General features: G+C 35.6%; 20 protein-coding genes. 17 read left to right on the forward strand and 3 right to left on the reverse strand.

Annotation, left to right across the window (positions count from 1 at the left end; genetic code table 11):
- Positions 1-7: 7 nt before the first annotated feature.
- Positions 8-793 carry a lipid II isoglutaminyl synthase subunit GatD gene (gene gatD / locus QJV49_RS00340; protein WP_225511294.1) on the reverse strand — a complete coding sequence of 262 codons (786 nt, stop codon included), beginning with the start codon at positions 791-793 and terminating at the stop codon, positions 8-10.
- Positions 794-2,143, reverse strand: coding sequence for a lipid II isoglutaminyl synthase subunit MurT (gene murT, locus QJV49_RS00345; RefSeq protein WP_054247063.1), 1,350 nt, complete (start codon positions 2,141-2,143; stop codon positions 794-796). It lies immediately after the preceding gene.
- Positions 2,144-2,252: 109 nt separating this feature from the next.
- On the opposite strand from murT, the gene QJV49_RS00350 reads away from it, so the two are divergent.
- From QJV49_RS00350 to QJV49_RS00400, 11 genes are all read left to right on the forward strand, one after another.
- Positions 2,253-2,918: an acetolactate decarboxylase gene (locus QJV49_RS00350; protein ID WP_225511295.1), complete on the forward strand. Its 666-nt coding sequence runs from the start codon at positions 2,253-2,255 to the stop codon at positions 2,916-2,918.
- Positions 2,919-3,203: 285 nt separating this feature from the next.
- Positions 3,204-5,027 carry a translation elongation factor 4 gene (lepA, locus tag QJV49_RS00355; RefSeq protein WP_225511296.1) on the forward strand — a complete coding sequence of 608 codons (1,824 nt, stop codon included), beginning with the start codon at positions 3,204-3,206 and terminating at the stop codon, positions 5,025-5,027.
- A 66-nt stretch (positions 5,028-5,093) separates the two neighbouring features.
- A complete protein-coding gene (locus QJV49_RS00360) occupies positions 5,094-5,729 on the forward strand; it encodes an SDR family oxidoreductase (protein ID WP_225511297.1) in 636 nt (211 codons plus the stop codon).
- Between the two features lie 172 nt (positions 5,730-5,901).
- Entirely contained in the window at positions 5,902-7,368 is a 1,467-nt protein-coding gene (locus tag QJV49_RS00365) for an APC family permease (RefSeq protein ID WP_225511298.1), read from the forward strand.
- Positions 7,369-7,613: 245 nt separating this feature from the next.
- Entirely contained in the window at positions 7,614-10,103 is a 2,490-nt protein-coding gene (gene gyrA / locus QJV49_RS00370; protein ID WP_225511299.1) for a DNA gyrase subunit A, read from the forward strand.
- An 83-nt stretch (positions 10,104-10,186) separates the two neighbouring features.
- Positions 10,187-11,272: an FAD:protein FMN transferase gene (locus QJV49_RS00375; protein ID WP_225511300.1), complete on the forward strand. Its 1,086-nt coding sequence runs from the start codon at positions 10,187-10,189 to the stop codon at positions 11,270-11,272.
- A 118-nt stretch (positions 11,273-11,390) separates the two neighbouring features.
- Positions 11,391-12,137 (forward strand): class A sortase, encoded by a 747-nt coding sequence (locus tag QJV49_RS00380; protein ID WP_225511301.1) that lies wholly within the window; start codon positions 11,391-11,393, stop codon positions 12,135-12,137.
- A 46-nt stretch (positions 12,138-12,183) separates the two neighbouring features.
- Positions 12,184-12,642 carry a hypothetical protein gene (locus tag QJV49_RS00385; protein WP_225511302.1) on the forward strand — a complete coding sequence of 153 codons (459 nt, stop codon included), beginning with the start codon at positions 12,184-12,186 and terminating at the stop codon, positions 12,640-12,642.
- A gap of 19 nt (positions 12,643-12,661) precedes the next feature.
- Positions 12,662-13,894: an XcbB/CpsF family capsular polysaccharide biosynthesis protein gene (locus tag QJV49_RS00390; RefSeq protein WP_225511303.1), complete on the forward strand. Its 1,233-nt coding sequence runs from the start codon at positions 12,662-12,664 to the stop codon at positions 13,892-13,894.
- Positions 13,895-14,048: 154 nt separating this feature from the next.
- On the forward strand, positions 14,049-16,814 hold the full coding sequence (locus tag QJV49_RS00395; RefSeq protein ID WP_225511304.1) for a phosphatidylglycerol lysyltransferase domain-containing protein: 2,766 nt from the start codon (positions 14,049-14,051) through the stop codon (positions 16,812-16,814).
- Positions 16,801-17,430 (forward strand): DUF998 domain-containing protein, encoded by a 630-nt coding sequence (locus QJV49_RS00400; protein WP_225511305.1) that lies wholly within the window; start codon positions 16,801-16,803, stop codon positions 17,428-17,430. The genes QJV49_RS00395 and QJV49_RS00400 overlap by 14 nt, the downstream gene beginning before the upstream one ends.
- On the opposite strand, the gene QJV49_RS00405 is transcribed toward QJV49_RS00400, so the two are convergent.
- Positions 17,375-18,151: a rhomboid-like protein gene (locus QJV49_RS00405; RefSeq protein ID WP_225511306.1), complete on the reverse strand. Its 777-nt coding sequence runs from the start codon at positions 18,149-18,151 to the stop codon at positions 17,375-17,377. The genes QJV49_RS00400 and QJV49_RS00405 overlap by 56 nt on opposite strands.
- A 156-nt stretch (positions 18,152-18,307) precedes the next feature.
- Here QJV49_RS00405 and pcrA point away from each other — a divergent pair, with 156 nt between their 5' ends.
- The 6 genes from pcrA (at position 18,308) to QJV49_RS00435 (ending at position 24,761) form a co-directional block, all read left to right on the forward strand.
- A complete protein-coding gene (pcrA, locus tag QJV49_RS00410) occupies positions 18,308-20,584 on the forward strand; it encodes a DNA helicase PcrA (protein ID WP_225511307.1) in 2,277 nt (758 codons plus the stop codon).
- Between the two features lie 19 nt (positions 20,585-20,603).
- Positions 20,604-21,071, forward strand: coding sequence for an 8-oxo-dGTP diphosphatase (locus QJV49_RS00415; RefSeq protein WP_225511308.1), 468 nt, complete (start codon positions 20,604-20,606; stop codon positions 21,069-21,071).
- Between the two features lie 45 nt (positions 21,072-21,116).
- A complete protein-coding gene (locus QJV49_RS00420; RefSeq protein WP_225511309.1) occupies positions 21,117-21,689 on the forward strand; it encodes a DNA-3-methyladenine glycosylase I in 573 nt (190 codons plus the stop codon).
- Positions 21,690-21,766: 77 nt separating this feature from the next.
- The gene (locus QJV49_RS00425; protein WP_225511310.1) at positions 21,767-22,225 is read left to right on the forward strand and encodes a VOC family protein; all 459 of its coding nucleotides are present in this window, start codon (positions 21,767-21,769) and stop codon (positions 22,223-22,225) included.
- Between the two features lie 164 nt (positions 22,226-22,389).
- Positions 22,390-23,898 (forward strand): flavocytochrome c, encoded by a 1,509-nt coding sequence (locus QJV49_RS00430; RefSeq protein WP_225511311.1) that lies wholly within the window; start codon positions 22,390-22,392, stop codon positions 23,896-23,898.
- Between the two features lie 170 nt (positions 23,899-24,068).
- A complete protein-coding gene (locus QJV49_RS00435; protein ID WP_225511312.1) occupies positions 24,069-24,761 on the forward strand; it encodes a hypothetical protein in 693 nt (230 codons plus the stop codon).
- The last annotated feature ends 59 nt before the right edge of the window (positions 24,762-24,820 follow it).

Below are 24,820 nucleotides of genomic sequence, written 5' to 3' on the forward strand. Positions count from 1 at the left end.
TTTTTTATTATTTTTCAACTTTACGTTTGAGGTCCCCAATTTGTTGGCCTTTATCTTCGTCAGCTAAAATCTCTTCAAAAGCAGGGAGTTGAATTTCTTCTCCATATTTTTGGTAAAGAGCAGTAGTCACCAAACGATAAGCTAGTCGTGCATTTCTTGAAAGAATTGGCCCATGGAAATAAGTTCCAAAAGTATTTTTGTAAATTAAACCTTCTGTTTGATCATCTGGATTATTTCCACCACCGTAAACGACGGTTCCTAGTGGCTTTTCGTCATCAGACAGATAGGTAATTCCTGAATGGTTTTCAAAACCATAATATGTTTCACCAAATTCTTCATTGTGAGTTTCAATATCACCAATAAAACGGTCAGTTCGTAAATTTTCAGTATAATGTCCAAGAATTCCCGTTCCTTGAATTTTTTTCCCTTCGGAATTAACATAGTACTGACCGAGCATTTGATAACCACCGCAAATTGCAAGAAGTGGTTTTTCAGATTCAATGTAATCTTTTAAAGGTGCTGACAAGTCAAGCAATGATTGGTCAGCAATAATTTCTTGCTCATAATCTTGACCACCACCCCAGAAAACAAGGTCATAATCTTCTTTTGCAAAAGTATCACCTAAAGAAACGATATTGAAGGTCATCTCTGCCCCTAATTTTTCTCCGACATACTTGAGCATGAGAATATTTCCATTATCACCATAAGTATTCATTAAATCACCATAAAGATGAGCTATATTGAGGGAATACTTTGGATTTTCAAGATTTGATTTTAAAGAGATATAAGCCATTTAACGCATTTCCTTTCCAAGATAATGGCCCTCAGCCAATAATTCACGCATTTGTAACATGGCAGTGTAAGTTGCCAAAATATAAACATGCTCTTTTGGACTCTCTTTAATTGCCTCTAAGACTTCTGAAAGTTCCTTGCGTTCAGAAATATTTTCGGCATTAAATCCTGTCACACGCATTCTTCTAGCCATTTCAGATGAACGAACACCACCTGTGATAATTTGGTCAATTTCCATATCATTAATTAATTCAAAATTAGCATCCCAAATCCAACTTGTGTCAATTCCGTCAGCATAATTGGCATTCAACAGGCTCACTAAAGTGAAAGGATAATTGGCTAATTTCATCATTTCAAGAGCTTGATTAGCACCTACTGGATTTTTAATCAAAACAATGGTTACTTTTTTTCCGTCAATTTCAAGAGTTTCTTGACGACCAAAAACTGCTTTGGAAAGTTCAAAACCAGCCACAATTGTTTCCTTTGGCACATTGAAATATTCAGCAACAGATACAGCAGCAAGAGCATTATAAATATTATAAAGTCCGCCCACATTAATTTTATAATCTGTTCCATCAATGACAAATTTAGAAGAAGTATTTGTAATCTCGGATAATTCTGTCAGTTGATAATCTAATTCTGGACGACTAAAGCCACAATTTTCACAGATATAATTTCCTAAGTTAGCATAGGTATTCATCTTGTAAGCTAAAATATGATGACAAACCGGACAAACGATCCCCTCAGTATTGTAATGAGCATGAGTAGGTTCGTGGCTTTCATGGTTGAAACCATAGTATTTTACAGGATTAACTAATTTCTTTGAGTTGAAAAGTGGACTATCCCCATTTAACAAAACCGTACCTTTAGGACTATTTGCCGCACCCTTGACAATAAAGTCATAAGTCGTGTAAATCTCACCATAGCGATCCATTTGGTCACGGAAAATATTTGTAAACACAAATAACGAAGGTTTGATGTATTCAGTGATTTTTGGCAAACTCGCTTCATCAATCTCAAGAACAGCAAATTTCTTTTCGCCAGTTTTCGCTTTGGGAGCTTTGAGAAAAGTTGATACAATCCCCGTAATCATATTTGCCCCAGTTGGATTTGTTACAACTGGTCCAAAAGCCTTTTCTAGAATTCCCACGGTCAGTGCTGTGGTCAATGTTTTTCCATTGGTGCCAGTCACAACAATGATTTCATAATTTTTTGTTAGTGACTTAAGAATTTCAGGATCAAATTTTAAAGCAATTTTCCCTGGTAAAGTTGAACCGCGCTTGAAAAATTTTTCCAAGACAAAGCGCGATGAATTACCAGCAAACTTTGCAAATGAAGTTTTTATTGTCATAAGCAATATTATACCAAATACAGGGATTTTTTGCTCTATAAAATTTGAAAAAAATTTATAAAACATATTTGATACTACTAACAAAAAAAAGTGATAAAATAATATCATTATGAATAGCAGAATATTCCAACACAATACTTTTACGACACTTTCTAGTGGTTTTTACAAGGGAACAATTACCCTCAAAGAAGCACTAAAACACGGCTCAGTCGGTATCGGCACACTTGATACTGCAAATGGAGAAGTGACCATTATCAATGGAATCGCTTATCACGGGGACTCAGAAAATCATGTTCGATTAGTTGAAGAAGATGAGACAATGCCTTATGTGGCAATGGTAGAACATCAGCCAATCGTTAAATTTACTGACAACTCTGTCAGTAATTCAGAAGATTTTCTGTCAGCACTGATCAAGCGATTTCCAACAGGCAACACTGCTTATACTATTGTTATGACTGGTCAATTCAAAGAAGTGACCATAAGTAGCAAACCAGCCAATAACACCCGTCCTTATGATGAAATTATGGCTGACCAACCCTATTTTACGAAAGAAAATATTTCTGGAACTATGGTTGGAGTTTGGGCGCCAAAACACTTGACTGACCTTTTTGGTAGTGGCTTTCACTTACATTTTGTCAGTGATGATAAAACTTTTACCGCTCATGTCCAAAATTTCATTACAGAAAATCTTGAGATTGAAATTGGTAAAATCACCAAAATTGACCAAGAATTTCCTGAAGATGATGAAAACTTTGACCAGCACTTATTTCAATAATTTTGTCTGATATAGAAGACAGGCTTCTCAAATTTTATTACTATTCAATTGAGAAGCCAGTAATTTGATTAAAATGTAATTTATAGAATATTTTGCTATAAAATAAAGTAATTATAGCTCTCACAGAACCGCTCTCTACATAATAAGAGCGGTTTTTTATTGCAAAATATGCTATAATTATTCTAACTGATTTTTAGTTATAAAAAAGCAAAATGGAAGTTCAGTGGCCAAAAAACAAATTTCAAACCAGTTTAGGTCTACAAGAACTCTTATAAAGGAATCAAAATGAATCTACAAGAAATGAACGCGCGTAAGGAAAAAATTCGTAATTTTTCGATTATCGCCCATATTGACCACGGGAAATCAACACTTGCTGACCGTATTCTCGAACAAACTGAAACTGTTTCAAAACGAGAAATGCAAGCCCAACTTCTTGACTCAATGGACCTTGAACGTGAACGCGGAATTACCATTAAATTAAATGCTATCGAGTTAAATTATAAAGCCAAAGATGGTGAAACTTATATTTTCCACCTCATTGACACGCCAGGTCACGTCGATTTTACTTATGAAGTTTCACGAAGCCTTGCTGCCTGTGAAGGAGCAATATTAGTTGTTGATGCAGCACAAGGAATCGAAGCCCAAACCCTTGCAAATGTTTATCTTGCTTTGGATAATGACCTTGAAATTTTACCAGTCATCAATAAAATTGACCTACCAGCTGCTGATCCTGAAATGGTTCGTCAAGAAATCGAAGATGTGATTGGTTTAGATGCCTCAGAAGCCGTTCTTGCTTCAGCCAAAGCTGGGATTGGGATTGAAGAAATTCTTGAACAAATCGTTGAGAAAGTTCCTGCTCCTCAAGGTGAAGTTGACGCTCCGCTCAAGGCTTTGATTTTTGATTCAGTTTATGACGCATATCGTGGCGTTATTCTTCAAATTCGGGTCATTGATGGCTCGCTTAAAGTTGGGGACCGTATTCAATTGATGAGTAACGGTAAAGAATTTGATGTCACAGAAGTTGGGATTTTCACCCCAAAAGCAGTTGCTCGTGATTTCCTAATGGCTGGAGATGTTGGTTATGTAGCAGCATCTATTAAAACCGTTGCTGACACACGTGTCGGAGACACAGTAACTCTCGCATCCAATCCAGCAACTGAGGCACTAGAGGGTTATAAAGAAATGAACCCAATGGTATTTGCGGGGATTTACCCAATTGAATCAAATAAATTCAATGACTTGCGTGAAGCCCTAGAAAAACTTCAATTAAACGATGCTAGTCTTCGTTTTGAACCTGAAACATCGCAAGCGCTTGGTTTCGGATTCCGTTGTGGTTTCCTCGGTCTCTTGCATATGGATGTCATTCAAGAGCGTTTAGAACGTGAATTTGGTATTGATTTGATCATGACCGCGCCATCCGTTGTTTATCATATCAATACAACGGACGGTGAAACCCTTGAAGTAGCCAACCCATCAGAATTCCCAGATCCTACACGCATTGAAAACATCGAAGAACCATTTGTTAAAGCTCAAATCATGGTACCAAATGATTTCGTTGGTCCGGTTATGGAATTAGCTCAACGGAAACGTGGAATTTTCCTAACAATGGATTATTTAGACGCAAATCGGGTCAATATCATATATAATATTCCATTGAGTGAAATTGTCTTTGATTTCTTTGATAAACTTAAATCATCAACTAAAGGTTATGCCAGCTTTGATTATGAGATTTCTGATTATCGTCCATCAAATCTTGTGAAAATGGATATTCTCTTAAATGCCGAAAAAGTCGATGCCTTAAGTTTCATTGTCCACAAAGACTTTGCCTTTGAACGCGGAAAAGTCATTGTTGAAAAACTTAAAAAACTTATTCCACGTCAACAATTTGAAGTGCCAATTCAAGCGACTATCGGAAATAAAATCGTTGCTCGTTCAGATATTAAAGCTCTTCGTAAAAACGTATTGGCCAAATGTTATGGTGGAGATATTTCCCGCAAACGAAAACTCCTTGAAAAACAAAAAGCCGGTAAAAAACGAATGAAAGCCATTGGTTCAGTAGAAGTACCTCAAGAAGCCTTCTTATCTGTACTCTCAATGGATGAAGAATAAAACATCTTAAAATCACCATCAAGGTGGTTTTTTGTTACAATAAAAGAAGTAGAAAAGAGGTAGAAAATGAAAATATTTATCGTTGGAAGTACCGGACGTGTAGGTAAAAGTTTGCTTAAATCTCTCTCAACAACGGACCATCAAATCTATGCTGGAGCAAGAAAAGTTGAGCAAGTTCCTCAATATAATAATGTAAAAGCAGTTCATTTTGATGTTGATTGGACAACAGAGGAAATGGCCAAGCAATTACATGGAATGGATGCTATTATAAATGTTTCAGGCTCAGGTGGAAAAAGTTTATTGAAAGTTGACTTATATGGGGCTGTAAAACTCATGCAAGCAGCTGAGAAAGCAGAAGTGAAACGATTTATCTTACTAAGCACGATTTTTTCTCTTCAACCAGAAAAATGGATTGGTTCCGACTTTGATGCATTAAAAGATTATTATATTGCCAAACATTTCGCTGATTTATATCTTACTAAAGAAACCAATTTAGATTATACAATCATTCAACCTGGAGCATTAACAGAGGAAGAGGCAACAGGATTGATTGATATTAATGACGGAGTTTCTGCAAGTAACACGATAGGAGATGTAGCAGATACTATCAAAGAATTAGTGATGACCAATCATTCAATTGGAAAAGTCATTTCAATGCACAATGGAAAAACGCCGATTAAAGAAGCGCTTGAAAGTCTTTAAACTTTTCTTAATATTTAAAAGATACTTAAAAATTTAAGTATCTTTTTTGATTACAGTAAAAAATTGACAGGAGAGTCTGTAATATTTTATAATTTTAATGACGCTTAAAAGAAAGCGCTAAACAATAAATTGTCAATGTCCGCGATTTATTCAAAAAAATTTAAGGAGTTTTATGGACACAAAAAAAATTAGATGGTTTACCGTCGCATTCATTGCCTTTAACATGGTTTGGGGGATGGGGAATGTTGTTAATAACTTTGCCCAACAAGGAATTACTGTAGTTACCTCATGGCTGTTAATTTTGGCTTTGTACTTTATTCCCTATGCACTTATTGTTGGTCAACTGGGTTCAACTTTTAAAGATAGTAAAGGTGGGGTCAGTTCATGGGTTGAAAATACCAGTACGAAACGCTTGGCTTATTATGCCGCATGGACTTATTGGGTAGTTCACATTCCTTATTTGGCTCAAAAACCACAAGCGATTTTGATTGCTTTTGGTTGGGTGGGTCAAGGAAACGGAAATCTGGTCAGTCAAATGTCGATGACCGCTGTTGCTCTTATTTCATTAGCGATTTTTTTAGCTTTCTTATGGTTGTCAACAAAAGGGTTAAATACTCTGAAAGTGATTGGTGGACTTGCGGGAACAGCAATGTTTGTTATGAGTTTACTTTTCATTGTCATGGCGATTGGAGCACCTTTTATCGCAAAAGATTTCCACATTGCAACGCCTGACATGGGAAATATTAAAACTTATATCCCTAAATTTGACTTCAGTTATTTCACAACTATCTCAATGCTGGTTTTTGCTGTCGGTGGTGCTGAAAAAATTTCTCCTTATGTTAATCAAACGAAAAACCCAGCAAAAGAATTTCCAAGAGGGATGTTTTTACTTGCTGGAATGGTTGGTATCTGTGCCGTCTTAGGTTCGATTGCCATGGGAATGATTTTCTCAAGCGGTAATTTACCAAATGACTTGATGGCTAATGGTGCTTATGCAGCATTCCAAATTTTAGGTCAACACTTTGGTGTCGGAAACTTTTTAATGATTGTTTATGCTTTAACTAACGGTGTAGGACAAATTGCTGCCTTAGCTTTCTCTATTGATGCGCCATTACGCATTTTACTTGCTGATGCTGATCCAGAATTCGTTCCAGCTTGGTTGCGTAAAAAAACAAACAAAGGTACCCTTAAAAACGGCTATACATTAACAGGGATTCTTGTTAGTATCATTATTCTTTTGCCATTACTTGGAATCGGAGATATGAATGAATTAGTCAAATGGTTGACTAATTTAAATTCAGTTGTGATGCCAATGCGTTATCTTTGGGTTTTCTTTGCCTTTATGATGTTGAATCGGGCAGTAAAACACTTCCAATCTGAATATAAATTTATCAAACAAAAACGTCTAGCCATGATTGCTGGTGCTTGGTGTTTCCTCTTTACACTCATCGCCTGCGTGTTAGGGATGGTTCCAAAATTGGACTATGCTGCTAATCCATCTGCATGGTGGTTCCAACTTGCGTCAAATGTTTTGACACCAATTGTCTTAATTTTACTTGGTATGCTTTTGCCTTTTATTGCTCGTCGTGAACAACGCAAAACAAGTAGCCTTGATTTGAATTCACTCAATGTAGAATAAAGCCAAAATATCCCTGATTTTTCAGGGATTTTTTGATGTATATTTTAGATTAAAATAAAAGGATGAGTATTCTAAAAAATATCTAAGGAATTATTGTAAAAACTACTCTATATCTATGAGAAAAGCTGACTTTTCGTGTGAAATTTGGTATAATATAGTTAATCTGTTTGTCAATTGGGGCAAACTCTTCCGAAAGCAAGAAAGGAAAGTAAAATTTCATTTTCATGAGATTTTACAAGGCAAACATGCAAGACAAAAATGTTATCAATGTCAATTTAGTTGAGGAGATGAAGACGTCATTTCGTGACTATGCAATGTCAGTTATCGTTGCACGGGCACTTCCTGATGTACGTGATGGTTTAAAACCCGTTCACCGTCGTATTCTCTACGGAATGAATGAACTTGGAAATACTCCAGATAAACCACATAAAAAATCGGCACGTATTGTCGGTGAAGTTATGGGTAAATATCACCCACACGGAGATAGTTCAATCTATGAAGCAATGGTACGTATGGCTCAATGGTGGTCTTATCGTCATATGCTTGCTGACGGACACGGTAACTTTGGTTCAATGGACGGAGACGGTGCCGCAGCGATGCGTTATACCGAAGCTCGTTTAAGTAAAATTGCCATGGAAATGTTGCGTGATATCAACAAAAATACCGTTGATTTCATGGACAATTTCGACGGTACTGAACGTGAACCACTCGTTTTACCTGCTCGTTTCCCAAACCTTTTAGTTAATGGAACCACAGGGATTGCCGTTGGGATGGCAACAAACATCCCACCACATAATCTCGGTGAAACAATTGATGCGGTAGATATGCTTATGGAAAATCCAGAAGCATCAGTTACTGATTTGATGTCTGTGATTCCTGGTCCTGACTTCCCAACAGGGGCTTTGGTTATGGGTAAATCCGGTATTCGTCGTGCTTATGAAACTGGTAAAGGTTCGATTACATTACGTGCAAAAACCCACATTGAAGAAATGGCTGGTGGAAAAGAACGTATTGTTGTGACTGAATTACCATACATGGTCAATAAAGCACGTTTGGTTGAGCATATTGTTCGTTTGAACCATGAAAAACGAATTGAAGGATTGACTGCGGTTCGTGATGAGTCCAATCGTGAAGGAATTCGCGTGGTTATCGAAGTTCGTCGTGACTTATCAGCTCATGTGATCTTAAATAATCTGTTCAAACTAACAAGTTTGCAAACTTCATTTGGTTTCAACATGTTGGCTATCGAAAAAGGAATTCCTAAAATTCTTTCTTTGAAAGAAATTTTAGTTGATTATATCGAACATCAAATAGAAGTTGTTGAACGCCGTACAGCCTTTGATAAAGCACGTGCAGAAGCGCGCGCACATATCTTGGAAGGTTTACGTATCGCTCTTGATAATATTGACCGTATCATCACAATTATCCGTGAGTCACAAACGGATGCCATTGCACAAAAAACAATGATGGATGAATTCCTCCTCTCTGAAAAACAATCGCAAGCTATTCTTGATATGCGTTTGCGTCGTTTGACCGGATTGGAACGTGATAAAATTGAGGCAGAATATCAAGATTTAGTCGCTTTGATTGCTGACTTAGCCGATATTTTGGCAAAACCTGAACGTGTTAAGAAAATTATTCGTGAAGAATTAGAAGAAGTTAAACGTAAATTTGCTGACAAACGTCGAACAGAATTGTTAGTTGGTGAAGTTCTTACTCTTGAAGATGAAGATTTGATTGAGGAAGAAGATGTATTGATTACTTTATCAAATAAAGGATATATCAAACGTCTAGCTAATGACGAATTCCGTGCCCAAAATCGTGGGGGACGTGGTGTTCAAGGAATGGGAATGTCTGATGATGACTTTGTTCAACATTTGGTATCTACATCAACACATGATCATTTACTCTTCTTTACAAATCTTGGACGTGTTTACCGAATGAAAGGATATGAAATTCCTGAATACGGTCGGACAGCGAAAGGATTGCCAATTGTCAATCTCCTCAAACTTGATGATGGTGAAAAAATTGCAACAATCATCAATGTTGACCGTGACCAAGCGGCGAAATATCTCTTCTTCACAACACGCAACGGGATTGTTAAACGAACTTCAACGAGTCAATTTAGCAATATTCGAACAAATGGTTTGAAGGCTTTGAAACTGCGTGATGGTGATGAGTTGATTAATGTGCTTAGAACTTCGGGTGAAGATGAGGTGATTATCGGAACTCATTTGGGATACTCAGTTCGCTTTAAAGGCGCAGTAGTTCGTGATATGGGACGTGCGGCAGCTGGTGTTAAAGGGGTTAACCTCCGAGAAGGTGACTATGTTGTCGGAACTTCACGAATTGATGACAGTCAAGAAGTCCTTGTTATCTCAGAAAATGGTCTTGGTAAACGAACTCAGGCTTCGGAATATCCAACAAAAGGCCGTGGTGGTAAAGGGATGAAAGTCATGAATGTCACAGAAAGAACTGGTAAATTAGCTGGTTTAACTGCTGTCAATGGTGATGAAGACTTGATGGTTATTACAGATACAGGGGTTATTATCCGTACAAATGTGGCTAACATTTCTCAAACTGGTCGAGCTGCCCAAGGGGTTAAAGTAATGCGACTTGATGATGAAGCACAAATTGTAACTTTTGCACTTGTTGATCCAGTCATTGAAGATGAAGAAGTTGATGCGCCAGAACTTACTGACGAAACAATTTCTACTGACAAAAACGAAGAATAATTGAAAAGAAAGTCTGCCAGTTACTGACAGACTTTCTGACTGAATAAGATGGTGCTGACAGCTCTGTCAGTAAAAATTAGAGAATGAAAAAAATAATAATTTGGGTTCTAGCAGCACTTAGTTTAATCAGCTTAAGTGCTTGTGCTAATGGAAAATCAGGTCAAAAAGATAATCGTAATTTATTAACGTCACCAATTAATAAAGATGTGACGACAATGGGAACTTACATTAAAGTCACTGTTTATGACAAAGGAAAAGAAGCTGCAGTTGAAAAGGCGCTAAAACTTCCTGTTGAATATAATAATTTAACAACCGTTAATCAATCAGGTTCACAAATTGATGAGATTAACCAAAATGCAGGAATTAAACCTATCAAGGTGAATTCAAATGTATATGAATTAGTTAAAGCTGGTTATAACTATTCAGCTAAAGATTTAGGTTATGATATTACAATTGGTTCACTGACAAGTCTTTGGAACATTGGAATGGATAACGCTAGAAAGCCTGCTCAATCAGAAATTGATCAAGTTTTGCCTTTAATTAATTATCATGAAATAAAATTTAATGATAAAAATGAAACAATTTATCTGACAAAAAAAGGTGCTCGTTTGGACTTGGGTTCCATTGTAAAAGGCTTTGTTGCCATGAAAATGGTTGATTCACTCAAAAAAGATGGTGTCACCACAGGGATTGTCAACTTGGGTTCTAGTTCAATTTATGTTATTGGTCATTCACCAAGAGGTGCTGAGAGTCCATGGACAATTGGAATTAAGAATCCAAATGATCCAACTGGGACTCAAATGGGGATTATCAAAGCTTCTAATGAACACGTCAATACTTCAGGAATTTACGAGCGATATTTAGAAGTTGATGGTCATAAATACAGTCATATTTTAAACCCTAAGACAGGATATCCTTTTGAGAATGATATTGCAAGCATTACCTTATTAATTTCAGGAAAAGATAAGACCAATGGTGATGGTTTGTCAACGATGATATATGCTATGGGAACCAAAAAAGGTTACGAATACGTTGAAAAATTGAAAAATGTTGAGGCTGTATTTGTTGATAAAAATAATAAGGTTTATGTTACTCCTGGACTGAAAGACAAATTTCAACTTTCAGATAAAAAAACATTTGAAATTGGGGATGTTACAGATTTAAAATAAATGTTTGGATCTTGCTATATGCAAGATTTTTTTGTAAAAAAACTAAAACTTTTGACTCGGAACTTAAAGCATGGTACAATAAATAAAAAGAGTACACAAAAAGACGAGGTGGGCAAAAATGGCAGAGCGTAAGAAAACTAAAAAAGGAAAATATAATTGGCTGTTAAATACATTTATTGTTCTTCTATTTATAGTAGGATTAGTCTTAATTTTTAATAAGCCAATTCGTAACATGTTGATTGCAACAAATAGTAATAAATATCAACTTCATAATGTTTCACAAGAAAAGATAGAAAAAAATAAAAAAGCTAATGTAAGTTTTGACTTTGCTGCTGTAAAATCAGTAGATTTTCAATCAGTTCTTACCAATCAATTTGAGAGCCAACCTTTACCTGTAATAGGGGGAATTGCAATACCCGAACTAAATATTAATCTTCCTATATTTAGAGGAGTTGGTAATACTTCACTCCTTTATGGAGCAGGTACAATGAAAGCCGACCAAGTCATGGGTGAAGGAAATTATAGTTTGGCGGGTCATAATATGACTGGATTTACTTCAAATTTATCAATATTATTTACTCCATTAGAAAAAGCGCAAACAGGAATGACAATTTATGTGACTGATAAGGAAAATATTTATCAGTATAAAATTGATAAGATTGACGTAGTGACACCAGACCATGTTGAAGTAATCAATGATAGTCCAGGTAAAAAAGAAATCACTCTAGTAACTTGTGCTGATGCAGAAGCGACTCATAGAATCATTGTGCATGGAACTTTTGTAGATAAGATATCTTATGATAAGGCAACTGATAGCATGAAAAATGCCTTTGAAACCAAATATAATCAAATTAAAAATTTTTGATTTAAGACTTCGTTATTATACGAAGTTTTTTTATTTAAGATAGCGATTGCAAAAGAAGAAAGATGATAGTATAATAACATTAGTAAATAAAGTAAACAAAAAGAAATTTATGAAATTTAATTGTGAATTAAAGATTACTTATTCATTGATAGGGTTATTATTTTTATGTTCGTTTATGCTTATAGCTCTGTTTTCTCAAGGGAGCAGTGTTAGTGTTGATAGCGTTCCAGCACTAGTTACTAAGATCATAGCTGTATATGCTGTTAGCGGTGACTTTTATAATCACGCTAAAGAGGCGGTTGTAACTGCCATAGACTCTAAGGGGAACCCAGTAGAGGGAGTAGATTATTATAATGGGCCGATAAAGTATAGTATATCAACTGATGCTTATGGTAATTGGGTTACAGATAAACCGGGTATATATTCTTTTGTTAATCCTTATACCAAAGCTAAAATTAGTCAGAAAGTTAACGTGCAAGCCAATGCAACAGTCATCATAAATTAAACAAAAAGGGAAAAACAAAATGAATGAAGAATTATATAATTTTTTACTAGGAAAAATATTTTATTTTTGTCAGTTGCCAAGCTATACAAAGTGGGGAATCTGGACTTTTGAACCTGACGGCAAGATAAAAGGAATGCATAGTGACTTTGAACAAACATGGAAAATTGAAAATGAGCAGCTTTTAATTTTAGATAGTCAAGGGCATGTCACTTGTATTTTTGAAGGTCAGATAGAAAAAATGCAAAAAAGTCATTTGCTTCGTCCAGGGATGGAAAATTTTCAAGTTGCTTTGATTGCCACAGATTTAATTAGTTATGATTATTTTGATACTTTTTGCCCGATTGAGAATGATTTAATTGCAGCATGTATGGAAACAGGGTCAGTGGCAAATGAAAAATTACGTCAGCTTATTTTTGAAGATAAAACCATTGATGGTTATTATGCCAGCCGGGCTTATGCTGTTAAGAGAAAAGATTTAGAAATTGGATTAAAGCAATATAAAGGAGTTTTTTATGATTTAGAAGTTCCGCAAAACCAGCCTGATTTTTTTACTAAAAAACTTTTGGTCTGGTTTCCAGGACTATTAAGTTACAATCACGGGAATGCTCGGGAGAACTTTTTTCCAAATCCTTTTGAAGGAATTACAGACTCTATTGCTAAAAATACAGTGGTATTAAGAATTGCCGATAGTAATTTAATTAATGGCTCTTATTATCTTAATACCCCAAATTTTGGAGATTATGAGCAGAATATCCAAGAACTCATTGAAAAAACAGCCAAAGAAGAAGGAATCCTTAGGGAGAATATACTATGTGCCGGTTCTTCCCGTGGTGGCATGGGTGCACTTTACCATGGATTGCTTGGAAATTATGCACTTGTATCAATGGACCCTGTCGTAGACCGTAGTCCCTGGTTGCAAACCGACGATGTTCAATTAATGTTTGACTGCATTCCCGTTTCTTTCGTAGATAAACTCAATCAATTATTGGAAAAAACAAAATTATCAGCTGAAAAGATACAAGTAATAACTAGCCCTCAAGTTCCGATTACTTACCCATTTATTATTCAATTAAAAACTTGGAAGTTAGTACTTAACACTTATCATATGAGGTTGTCAGATGAACAATTTGATTATCAGCCCTATGGTGGGAAAATGCATGGAGATTTTGTAAATCGTAATATCCCCCTGCTCTTGATGAAAATTAATGAATTTCTTTATGGATGTGACTTAATAGAAGATGTGATTGATTAAAACTTTGTTTATTTACAAAGTTTTTTATTTATACCTGAGTACTTTACTTATTAATCTCCAAATATAAGAAAGGATGAAAAATCATTGAAAAAATGATATGATAACGACATATATTAATTATTTTTGGATAAAAGTTATTTGATAGAAGGAAGTTATGAAAAATAAAAAATCAGCTAAAGTTAAGCAAGACAAGGTAAAACAAAGATTAAAACGAGTAAAACCATGGCAGGATAAGTCTGCAAAATTTCTTGGGCATTTATTACAATTTGCCTCAATTTACGCTCTAATAGTTGGGATTGTTGGCTGGTTGATGCCTCCTGTTCAAAAACTGTTATCTGGTTTTCTCTATCTTTTTGCCCTTCCTACAGATTTTAGTATTTTTAATGCAATTGTTCTATTTATTTTAGCAAGTTCAATTCGACACCGGAGAAGATTGGCCCTTTGGATAGAAATTATCTATTTCCAATTAGCTTTTGTTGCATTTGGTCTTATTTTCTTATTGGCCTATTTCTTTGGACTTGTGACCCAAGAAGCACTTGACACGTCACAATTTTCTATCTTCTCACTTTTATTTGTTATTCTCGGGGTAGTTGTTTCTCTTGCGACAGCTGTATTAATGATTTTATCTCGAAACGCCTTTCCAACAAAAATTGTGAATGGCACTTGGTGGAAAGGTATAATCATTGCGGCTGTAGGATTTGTCTGCTCTATCATTGGTGGAGTAATCGTTTCATTTTTGACTTTCCATGTTTCTGTATCCTTAGCTCAAAGAATTGCTTACGTTTTTAGAGAATCTGTCAGTGATTTCCGTTACCTTCTTCCTTTTGGTCAGGAAATTTTTCCATATAGTTCAGGGAATAATATTTGGGTAAGTAGTACAATTTCAGTCATTATGCTTCTTGGTTTTATTAGTGCATTTCTCAGTTTTACGCGTTCCACTCAAAAAGAACTTTCGGCAAATGCAAAGCAAGAATTAGCCATCCGTAAGTTAATCTTAGATTATGGAGAGAACGACTCTCTAGCTTACTTTGCGACTCGCAGAGATAAGAAAGCTATCTTTTCTAAAAATAAAAAAGCCGCTATTACTTATCATCTTTTTGGAGATGTTTTGTTGGCCAGTGGAGATCCAATCGGAGATGAAAAATCGTGGAAAAGTGCAGGAGAGGCTTTTCTAAACCTTGCAAGAGCACAAGGTTGGACGCCAGGCGTTATTGGATCCTCTGAAGCGGGAACAAAAATGTACGCTCAATTAGGTCTAAATGCAACTGTATTCGGGGATGAAGCTGTCGTTATTGTTCGTGATTTTTCTATTGAAAATCCAGCTATGCATGATGTAGCACAAGTTATGCGACGTGCAAAAAGAGAAAATTATCAAGTCAAGATTCGCCGCCAGGCTGAAATCTCTGCTACCGAACTTAGAAATTTAACCAAATTAACTGAAAAATGGCGAAATGGGGATGAACGTGGTTATTCAATGGCTTCAAGCCGATTTGGTGATCCAACAGACCAACAAATAATGATCGTAACAGCATCCGATGCTGAGGGAAAAGTTCAGGGAATTTTATCCTTTGTTCCAGTAGGTTCTGATAAACTTTCGCTTGATACGATGAGACGCTCTCCTGATGCAATGAATGGAGCTGTTACTTTCATGATTTGCAGTTTAATCGAAGCGGCTAAAGAAAAGGGAGTAACTGAAATCAGTTTGAACTTCGCAGCTGCCCGCCAATTCTTCATTAATGGTGAAACATTGCAAGCCAATGCTTTAGATAAAGCAGCAAGAACTGTAATGAAATTCTTTTCTCGTTGGTATCAACTTGAATCACTATACCGCTCAAATGATATTTATCTACCAGAGTGGCGAAGTCGTTATATATGTTACGATAACGGTGGCTCACTGACTTCTGTTCTCTTGGCAATTGGTCAGGCCGAAGGATTTGTTCCAACTAATATCTTTTCTAAAATCAGAACTTTCTTTTCACGAGATTATGATCCTAGAATAGAGAACGGCTGGTGGGGAAAATCTGATTTCATCAAAAAAGTTCATCAGCTTGAAGAAAACAAGAGATTAGAATTGCTAAAAGAAGACGATCATAATGACACTTATCTTAGAAAACTAAATGATCTTAGAGAAAATGGTATTTCACCATTTAGTCTGCCTGATACCGAAACAGAATCAGTTGAGTTTATTAGGAATAATTATGAATCAGTTCTTGAATTTGATGAAGAAGAACATACAATTCATGGTAAACTTATTAGTTTACGCGGACGAGGTGCAATGCAATTTGCAGATTTATCGGATAATCAGTCAAAAATTCAATTAGTTATAAAACGTGATACCATAAACCATTGTGCTGAAGTAGAAAATCGTTTAGAAAATTTTGCAATATGGAAAAAAGATGTAACACTTGGTGATAGAGTCTTAGTCAAGGGAGTGCTGATGCGGACACAAACAGGGGAATTGAGTTTACGAGTAAATTCTTGGAAAATGCTTTCTAAAACACTTAGAGAGCTGACTGATGTCGAAAAAACAGATCAAACAAAATTTATTGAACGGACAGAACATTTGTCAAGAATTAGAAGAGATTTACTCTCAAACGGATTCGTTGAGGTAGATAAGCAGGATTACTTGGCTTTAGCTGCGGGATATGATAAGGTATTTTCTATTCAGAATTCAAAAGTAACGGTTTTATGGGCTTATCAATCAATTGAAGGCTTAAATAGCTTTCTTAGTAATTTACTTGAAGACGAAGTTCTAATAGATTTATCAGAAGTTTTTCCAGACCCTGAAGCTAATGAGGATGCCTTGCCAGAACTAAAAAGAGCGCTCAGTTATGGTTTGCCTGCTTTTTCAATGGCAGAGTTCTATTTACCAACTGAAGCAGCTGATTTAGGAGTGGATTCAGAAAATGAAAAAAAGTAATTACTTAATCATTATTGCTATTTGTGCTGCCTTATTGTACAATGCTTGGATTCTTGCATTTTGGCTGAATCCAACAGTAGTTAACTCAAGTCTTTTGAGTGGACTTTCTGCACTTAATCAACCTTATCATCAACTATTCACATTAACAGATATTCTTTTTGCTTGTTTTTCTTTGATACTTGCGTGGGGACTTTTCAGACAAAATAATAGAGAAGACAAACGTCTTCTCATAATTTTTCTTTCGATTGCGGGATTTGGCGCAGCAACAGGTTTAGCTACGCTTTTTCCTTATGCTGATATTGCTCACAGTGAGGGAATTCCCAATCCCCTTCAAGCACCTGAACTCTTTTTACATGACGGGTTGAGCGTTTTAGCCTTATTATTTATTCTTACAGGAGTGATTTTTTCACTTTTAGTTTATCGAAATAAATTTGTTTTCCTTTTGGCCATTGCTTTTGTAATTACAACTTTACTTTCTTTCATTGCGGGTGCAATTCCTCAGTTAGTAGGCCCTCTTGGTCAGCAAATTAATGGGGGGCTTGCTGGTGTATGGTTAGTCTTTATTTGTTGGAGAGTTCTGAACGGCACTTCAAAAGAAGTTCGTAGGGAGAACTGACCGTACGCGCAGGTGACAATTTAAGGAGTAATCGAGCAGACATAAAACCAAAAAGAGCCGCAAATAAATGACCCATATCCCAAATACTATGCTCAACGAATAATGGAAGTAAAATAAATAGTCCTAAAATTATAAGTCCAATATAAAACATTCGTTTTCTCATTATTAGGATGGCAGCAGCGCAACCAGCAACTAAAATATATGAAACACCAACGTCAGTTGCCATTGCTAAAGAAGCGGGAGCACGTCCACTATTGATAGCCCAGAGTTCGAGAAAAATGGTTGTCAGACTGGCTAAAATATGACCAGACAATGTGATGACAATAATTCTTGGAGAGCCATATTTTCGTTCTGCCCAAGCAATAATGGTCCAAAAAAGAACAACATAAATCAGAAGTCCTGCTCCGTTATCCGCAACCCAAAAAGCACTATCAAAAAAAGTAGAGATTGGCTTATCAGAGACTCTAGCAATACTTGTTGAAGAATGGTTAGTTAGAATGTTAATCAAGTGTTGCGGTGCAGTTCTTTGAACTAGCGTAAAAGAGCAAAAAATAGCGGTATAGGTAAATGTTGCAGGGGCTGACTGAAGCCATTTTGAAAGAAAATGAGTATAGACAGATAATTTGCGAACCTCATCGTGAATTTTACGAGAAAAGTGAGCTAAAAATTTAAAAAAATACCAAGTACAACATAAAACTAATACAGTTGATAAAAAAATCATATATTTTTCCTTCTCCTTTTATTATATCATTAAAGTTTAAAGAGGGGTTAGCATATTTATTAGGATTATGCCATAAAAATAGAGGATAATTAGTGGTTAGCAATAAGTGATTTACTTATGATATAATTAATAGTGATTTGCAGCTAGGAGAATAAAATGAATCCATTATTACAAGGAATGAACGAAAAGCAAGCAGAAGCGGTCCAAACTACAGAAGGACCATTATTAATTATGGCTGGGGCAGGTTCAGGTAAGACCCGTGTTTTAACACATCGAATTGCTTATTTAATTGATGAAAAAATGGTAAATCCTTGGAATATTTTAGCGATTACCTTTACAAATAAAGCGGCAAAAGAAATGCGAGAGCGTGCATTATCACTTACTCCAAGAGCACAAGATACATTAATTGCCACTTTTCACTCAATGTGTGTACGAATTTTAAGACGCGACGCTGACCATATTGGTTATAATCGTAATTTTACAATTATTGACCCTGGTGACCAAAAATCATTGATGAAACGAATCTTGAAAGAAGCCAATTTAGATCCTAAAAAATGGGAACCCAAAGGGATTTTGAATGCGATTTCAAATGCTAAAAATGATTTGTTAGATGAATCAGCTTATGAAGCTCAAACAAGTGCTAGGAATCCATATGAAATGGTTGTGGCCCGTGTTTATAAGATTTACCAAAAGGAACTACGAAAAGCAGAATCAATGGATTTTGATGATTTAATCATGCAGACATTACGTCTTTTTGATGAAAATCCAGACGTTCTTTCTTACTATCAAGGAAAATTTCAATATATTCATGTTGATGAGTATCAAGATACTAACCATGCTCAATATCAGTTGGTCAAACTTTTAGCCAGTCGTTTTCAAAATATCTGTGTCGTTGGGGATGCTGATCAATCAATCTATGGTTGGCGTGGAGCAGATATGCAAAATATATTAGATTTTGAAAAAGACTATCCCAAAGCTAAAGTTGTTTTGCTTGAAGAAAATTACCGCTCAACAAAAACAATTCTTGACGCGGCAAACAATGTTATAAAAAATAATTTAAAACGTCGACCAAAAGAACTCTGGACACAAAATGATACTGGAGATAAGATTGTTTATTTCCGCGCTGGAAATGAACAAGAAGAAGCAAATAAGGTTTCTGAAATTATCACATCAGGCGTTCGTTCGGGGCGTTCTTATGCTGACTATGCTGTACTTTATCGGACTAATGCTCAGTCTCGGACAATTGAAGATTCTTTTGTTAAATCTAATATTCCCTATACAATGGTTGCGGGAACAAAATTCTACTCACGTAAGGAAATTCGTGATGTCATTGCCTATTTGAACGTAGTAGCAAATCCAGCGGATAATATGAGTTTTGAACGAATTGTTAACGAACCTAAACGAGGAGTTGGTCCGGGGGCATTAGAAAAATTACGTCGTTTTGCTGATAGTCGTGGCCTTTCTTTAGCAGATTCAAGTTTTGATATTATGTTGTCCGATATTCGTGGAAAAGCGGCAGGTGAGATTTATAATTTGGCAATGTCATTTGATTTGTTGAGAACGCATAGTGAAAGTTCAACAATCACAGAATTAGTTGAAGAAATGTTAGAGCGGACCGGCTATGTCAAAGCTTTACAAATGGTGCCAAGCATCGAAAATCAAGCACGAATTGAAAATATTGAAGAATTCTTGTCAGTAACTAAAGGATTTGATGAAAAATCAGAAATTCCTCTAGATGAAGAAACCGGAGAGCCAATTAATGAAACTGGTTTAGATAAGTTGAGCCGTTTCCTTAACGAAGTTAGTTTGCTTTCTGAAACTGATGCTTATGAGGAAGAATCTGAAAAAGTAACAATGATGACTTTGCATGCAGCAAAAGGGTTGGAATTTCCAATTGTTTTCTTAATTGGGATGGAAGAAAATATTTTTCCTTTATCTCGGGTAAATGAAGATATTGATGAGCTGGAAGAAGAACGTCGTTTGGCTTATGTAGGAATTACACGGGCAGAAGAAACGCTTTACTTAATGAATGCCAATCAACGTGTGCTTTATGGGAAAACGAATTATAATCGCCCTAGCCGCTTTATTTCGGAAATTGATGATGAATTACTAGATTATACTGGTATTGCTCGTAAAGCAAATTCAAGCTTCAATGCTTCCTATAAATCTGGTGGTTTTGCCAGTGGAATTTCGATGTCTGATGCCCTACATCAAAGAAAAGCAGTCATCAATCCAACTGTAGCTCAAGCGACAATTAATAATTCTGAAACAGAAGATTGGCAAATTGGAGATACAGCTATTCACCGTAAATGGGGAGAAGGTATGGTATTAGGAATTTCTGGTTCTGGTAAAAATATGGAACTTAAAATAAATTTCCCAGAAGTCGGAATGAAACGACTATTAGCAGCAATGGCTCCAATTGAGAAAAAATAGAAAAAGTAGTGAAAAAACAATGACTTATCATGAGTTAGAACAAGTCGAATTGACAAATATGTGTGCCATTATTGACGAAAAAAAACATAAGGTTCTTGTTCAAGAGCGAAAAAAATCATGGACAGGGATTGCTTTTCCCGGAGGACATCTGGAAAAAGGAGAAGCTCTTGTTCCGTCAACAATAAGAGAAGTTAAGGAAGAAACTGGGCTTGATATCAAAAACTTAAAGCTTTGTGGAGTTAAGGATTGGTTTGAACCTGAGAAGAATAGAAGATATATGGTTTTTCTTTATTCAACAACAGAATTCTCTGGTCAATTGATTAATGAAACAGATGAAGGCAAAGTTTTCTGGCAAGATATTGATCAATTAGCGGAGTTAAATCTAGCAAGTAGTTTTCTTGAAATGGCAGACATGATACTTCACTCAACTTACTCAGAGTTTGTTTATGAGATTGATGGAGAGCATTGGGAAAAGAAATTTTATTGACTTTGCATAATAACTATTATGTAAAGTCTCTGGTTTGAGGTAGAAATGACTGAATTAAGAAGATGTAATTGGTGTTTGTCAACTGATAAAATGATTCATTATCATGATACTTATTGGGGAGTCCCTTTACATAATGATCAGGAACTTTTTGCAAAATTGGTCCTTGATTTAAATCAAGCAGGGCTTTCTTGGGCAACAATATTAAATAAACAAGAAAATTTTTATGAAGCTTTTGATAATTTTGAAATTGAAAAAGTAGCAGTATATGACGAGAATAAAGAACAAGAACTTTTACAAAATGCGGGAATTATCAGAAATAAATTAAAGGTTAAAGCGGCGATTGTTAATGCTCAAAAAGTTTTAGAATTTCAAAAAGAATTTGGCTCCTTTAATAAGTACATCTGGTCATTTACTGACGGAAAAGTTTTACAGCATCAAGTTAATGATGAGTCAGAAATTCCAGCAACAAATGAACTTTCTGACAAAATGAGTAAAGATATGAAGAAACGCGGTTTTAAATTTACAGGTTCAACGGTTATCTATGCTTTCTTGCAAGCTGTAGGAGTGATTAATGACCACGCAGATTATTGTTATAGACAAGCAGAATTAATGGATTGAAGCGCTTTCTTGTAGTAAACTGGTTATAGTATTAAAGTTGTAATTACTATAAAATTTTATCAGAAAAGGAGCTTACTATGGCTAATATTCACCCTTATCTTACTTTTAATAACACAAAGGAAGCATTAGATTATTATAAAGATATTCTTGGAGCGACAAATATTTCACGAATGCCTCTGGCTGAAGAACAAGCTGAACAATTTGGAGTTCCGATAGAGAAGGCTTCTGATTTAACTATGCATTCTCAATTTGATATTCTAGGATCAACCGTGATGGCTGCGGATAACTTTATGAAAGTTGAACCTCTCGTTTATGATTCAATTTCAATTTTAATTGATTTAGATTCGGAAGACGAACGAGCGCTCTCACAAGCAGATGCTTTTTGGAATAAGGCTGTTGAATCAGGGACAGTCACTGTTAATTTACCTTTTGAAAATCAATTCTGGGGTGGAAAAATGGGTGATTTTACTGACAAGTACGGAGTGCGTTGGATGCTACATGCTCAGCCTTATTCTAAGTTACAATCGAACTCATAAATCTTTATAAGTAAAAATGGAAAGTACTGATGATTCTGTCAGTACTTTTTGTGATCTATTCTGAAAATATTTTTAATGACAGCTAAAAATTTTATAGATATTTGGAAAGTTGCTAAAAATTTGTTATAATAACTATGTGAATTTTAACACAAAAGGAGTAATTTATGAAAATTTGGACTAAACTAGGCTTGCTAACGCTTGTGGGCCTCTCTTTGACTTCTTGTGGGAGTAATACAAAGAATACAAAAGGACAATCAAGTTCGTCTCAGAAAGTTGAAACCTCGGCTGGTGCAAGTAAATCAAACATCTATGCTGACCCTTCTACTTTAAGTGATAAATACGATGTGATTATTGTTGGTTCTGGTGGAGCTGGAATGACTGCAGCAATTGAAGCAAAAGATGCTGGAATGAATCCAGTCATTTTAGAAAAAATGCCGATCGCTGGTGGGAATACTTCAAAAGCCTCAGCTGGTTTGAACGCATCAGAAACATCAGTCGAAAAAGCACAAGGTGTCGCTGATTCAAATGATAAATTTTATGAAGAAACGCTCAAAGGTGGTGGCGGTACGAATGACAAGGCACTCCTTCGTTATTTTGTTGACCACTCGGCTGGTGCTGTTGATTGGTTAAATACAAATGGAATTGTTTTAGATAATTTAACTACGACAGGCGGGATGTCAGTTTCAAGAACTCACCGACCACATGATGGTTCAGCAGTTGGTGGTTATTTGGTAAAAGGTCTTGAAGAAAATATTACCAAACGAAATATTCCCTTATTTGTAAATAGTGATGTTACCAAAATTACTGAAAAAGATGGTAAAGTATCTGGAGTTAAAGTTAAGATTGAGGGAGAAACTAAAGATATTTCTTCTAAAGCAGTCGTTGTTACAACAGGTGGATTCGGTGCAAATAAGAAAATGATTGCAAAATATCGTCCTGACCTTAAAGATTATGTGACAACAAATGCCGCTGGTTCAACTGGTGACGGAATTACTATGATTTCTGAACTTGGTGGGCAATTAGTTGACATGGATAAAATTCAAATTCATCCAACTGTATTCCAAAAAACAGGTTATCTTGTTTCAGAATCAATTCGTGGTGAAGGGGCAATTCTTGTAAATCAAAAAGGAAAACGTTTCTTTAATGAAATGGATACTCGTGATAAAGTTTCTGCTGCTGAACTTAAACAACCAGGAAAATATTCTTATGTTATTTTTGGAGAAGGAACCAAAGATAAAGTAAAAGCGGTTGAACAGTATATTTCTAAAGATATGGTCGTTGAAGCTGATAGTATCAAGGGACTTGCTGACAAGCTCGATATTAATGAAAAAACACTGACTTCAACAATTGATGGTTGGAATAAGGCTGTATCAACTAAAAAAGATGAAGACTTTGGTCGTACAACAGGAATGACTACTGAAATATCAGGTAAGTATTATGCCATTAAAGTGGCTCCAGGAATTCACCATACAATGGCTGGGGTAAAAATTAATACAAATACTCAAGTCTTGAAAAAAGATGGTAGTCCAATTCAAGGATTATATGCTGCCGGAGAAGTTACAGGTGGTCTCCATGGTGGTAACCGCATTGGTGGTAACGCTGTTGCTGATATTGTTATCTTTGGACGACAAGCTGGAACTCAATCTGCGGCCTATGCTAAAACAAGCAATTAATATTTACTTATAAGTAGTTATTAAGAATAAAAGTTACTGACGGAGTATTTGTCAGTAACTTTTTGTATTATTAAGATTGATTAAAGGTAAATTCTTTGAAATAGATAAGAAAATTAAGTATAATTTAATTATGAAAAAGTATTTTTCAAGCTTTATTAAGGAGGCTTTTTATGGCAAAACATTCAAAAGCGAGTTCAAAAAACAGCAAAAAAGTAATTGCAATTGCTAGTTTGGCAGTCATTTTAGTAGTTGCTCTCGGAATCATTGCTTATCAAGTTTTTTATCCTCATAAAACTCCTGATAAGTCAGCCTCTTTTGCACAAACAAGCTCAACAAAAGTAAGTAAGAGCACAAGTAGTAAATCACAAAGCTCTAGTACAACGAGTGATTCAACTCAAGAATCAACTTCCGCTTCAAGTAGTTCAAAGACTTCAGTGTCTTCAAGTAATGACTCTCCAAAAAGTTGGTCAGCTCTAACTGGAAAGCAACAAGATGCAGTTTATGCCCAATGGGTTAATAATGCTCAAGGTAAATTTGATGTTTATACTGGTGAATCTTACTTAACTTATCTTGTTAATGTAGGTTCAAATGGCGTATCGACATATTCTGACCCTGTAAATGTTATCCAAAATACAGCACGTATTCAACAAAATGCTGATGGAACCTATTATTTACAAGTTCCTGATCCAACGCAGACAGGTTTAAGAATGGCACAGGATCCATGGCCAATGGTTCAATGGCAAACTAAAGAAACACTGACAGGTGCGCAACTTGTAGCTAAATATGGTTCAGATGCTTCGCTCAATAGTGGTAGTTCACAAATCAAATCAATAAACGCCACAAAAGTTCCAACAGGAAATTAAGTATAATAAAAGATTGACTTTGGTCAATCTTTTTTAGTCAGAGAAATTATTGACATTCT

The organism is Lactococcus sp. NH2-7C (genome assembly GCF_029953655.1).
Taxonomy (GTDB): Bacteria; Bacillota; Bacilli; order Lactobacillales; family Streptococcaceae; genus Lactococcus; species Lactococcus lactis.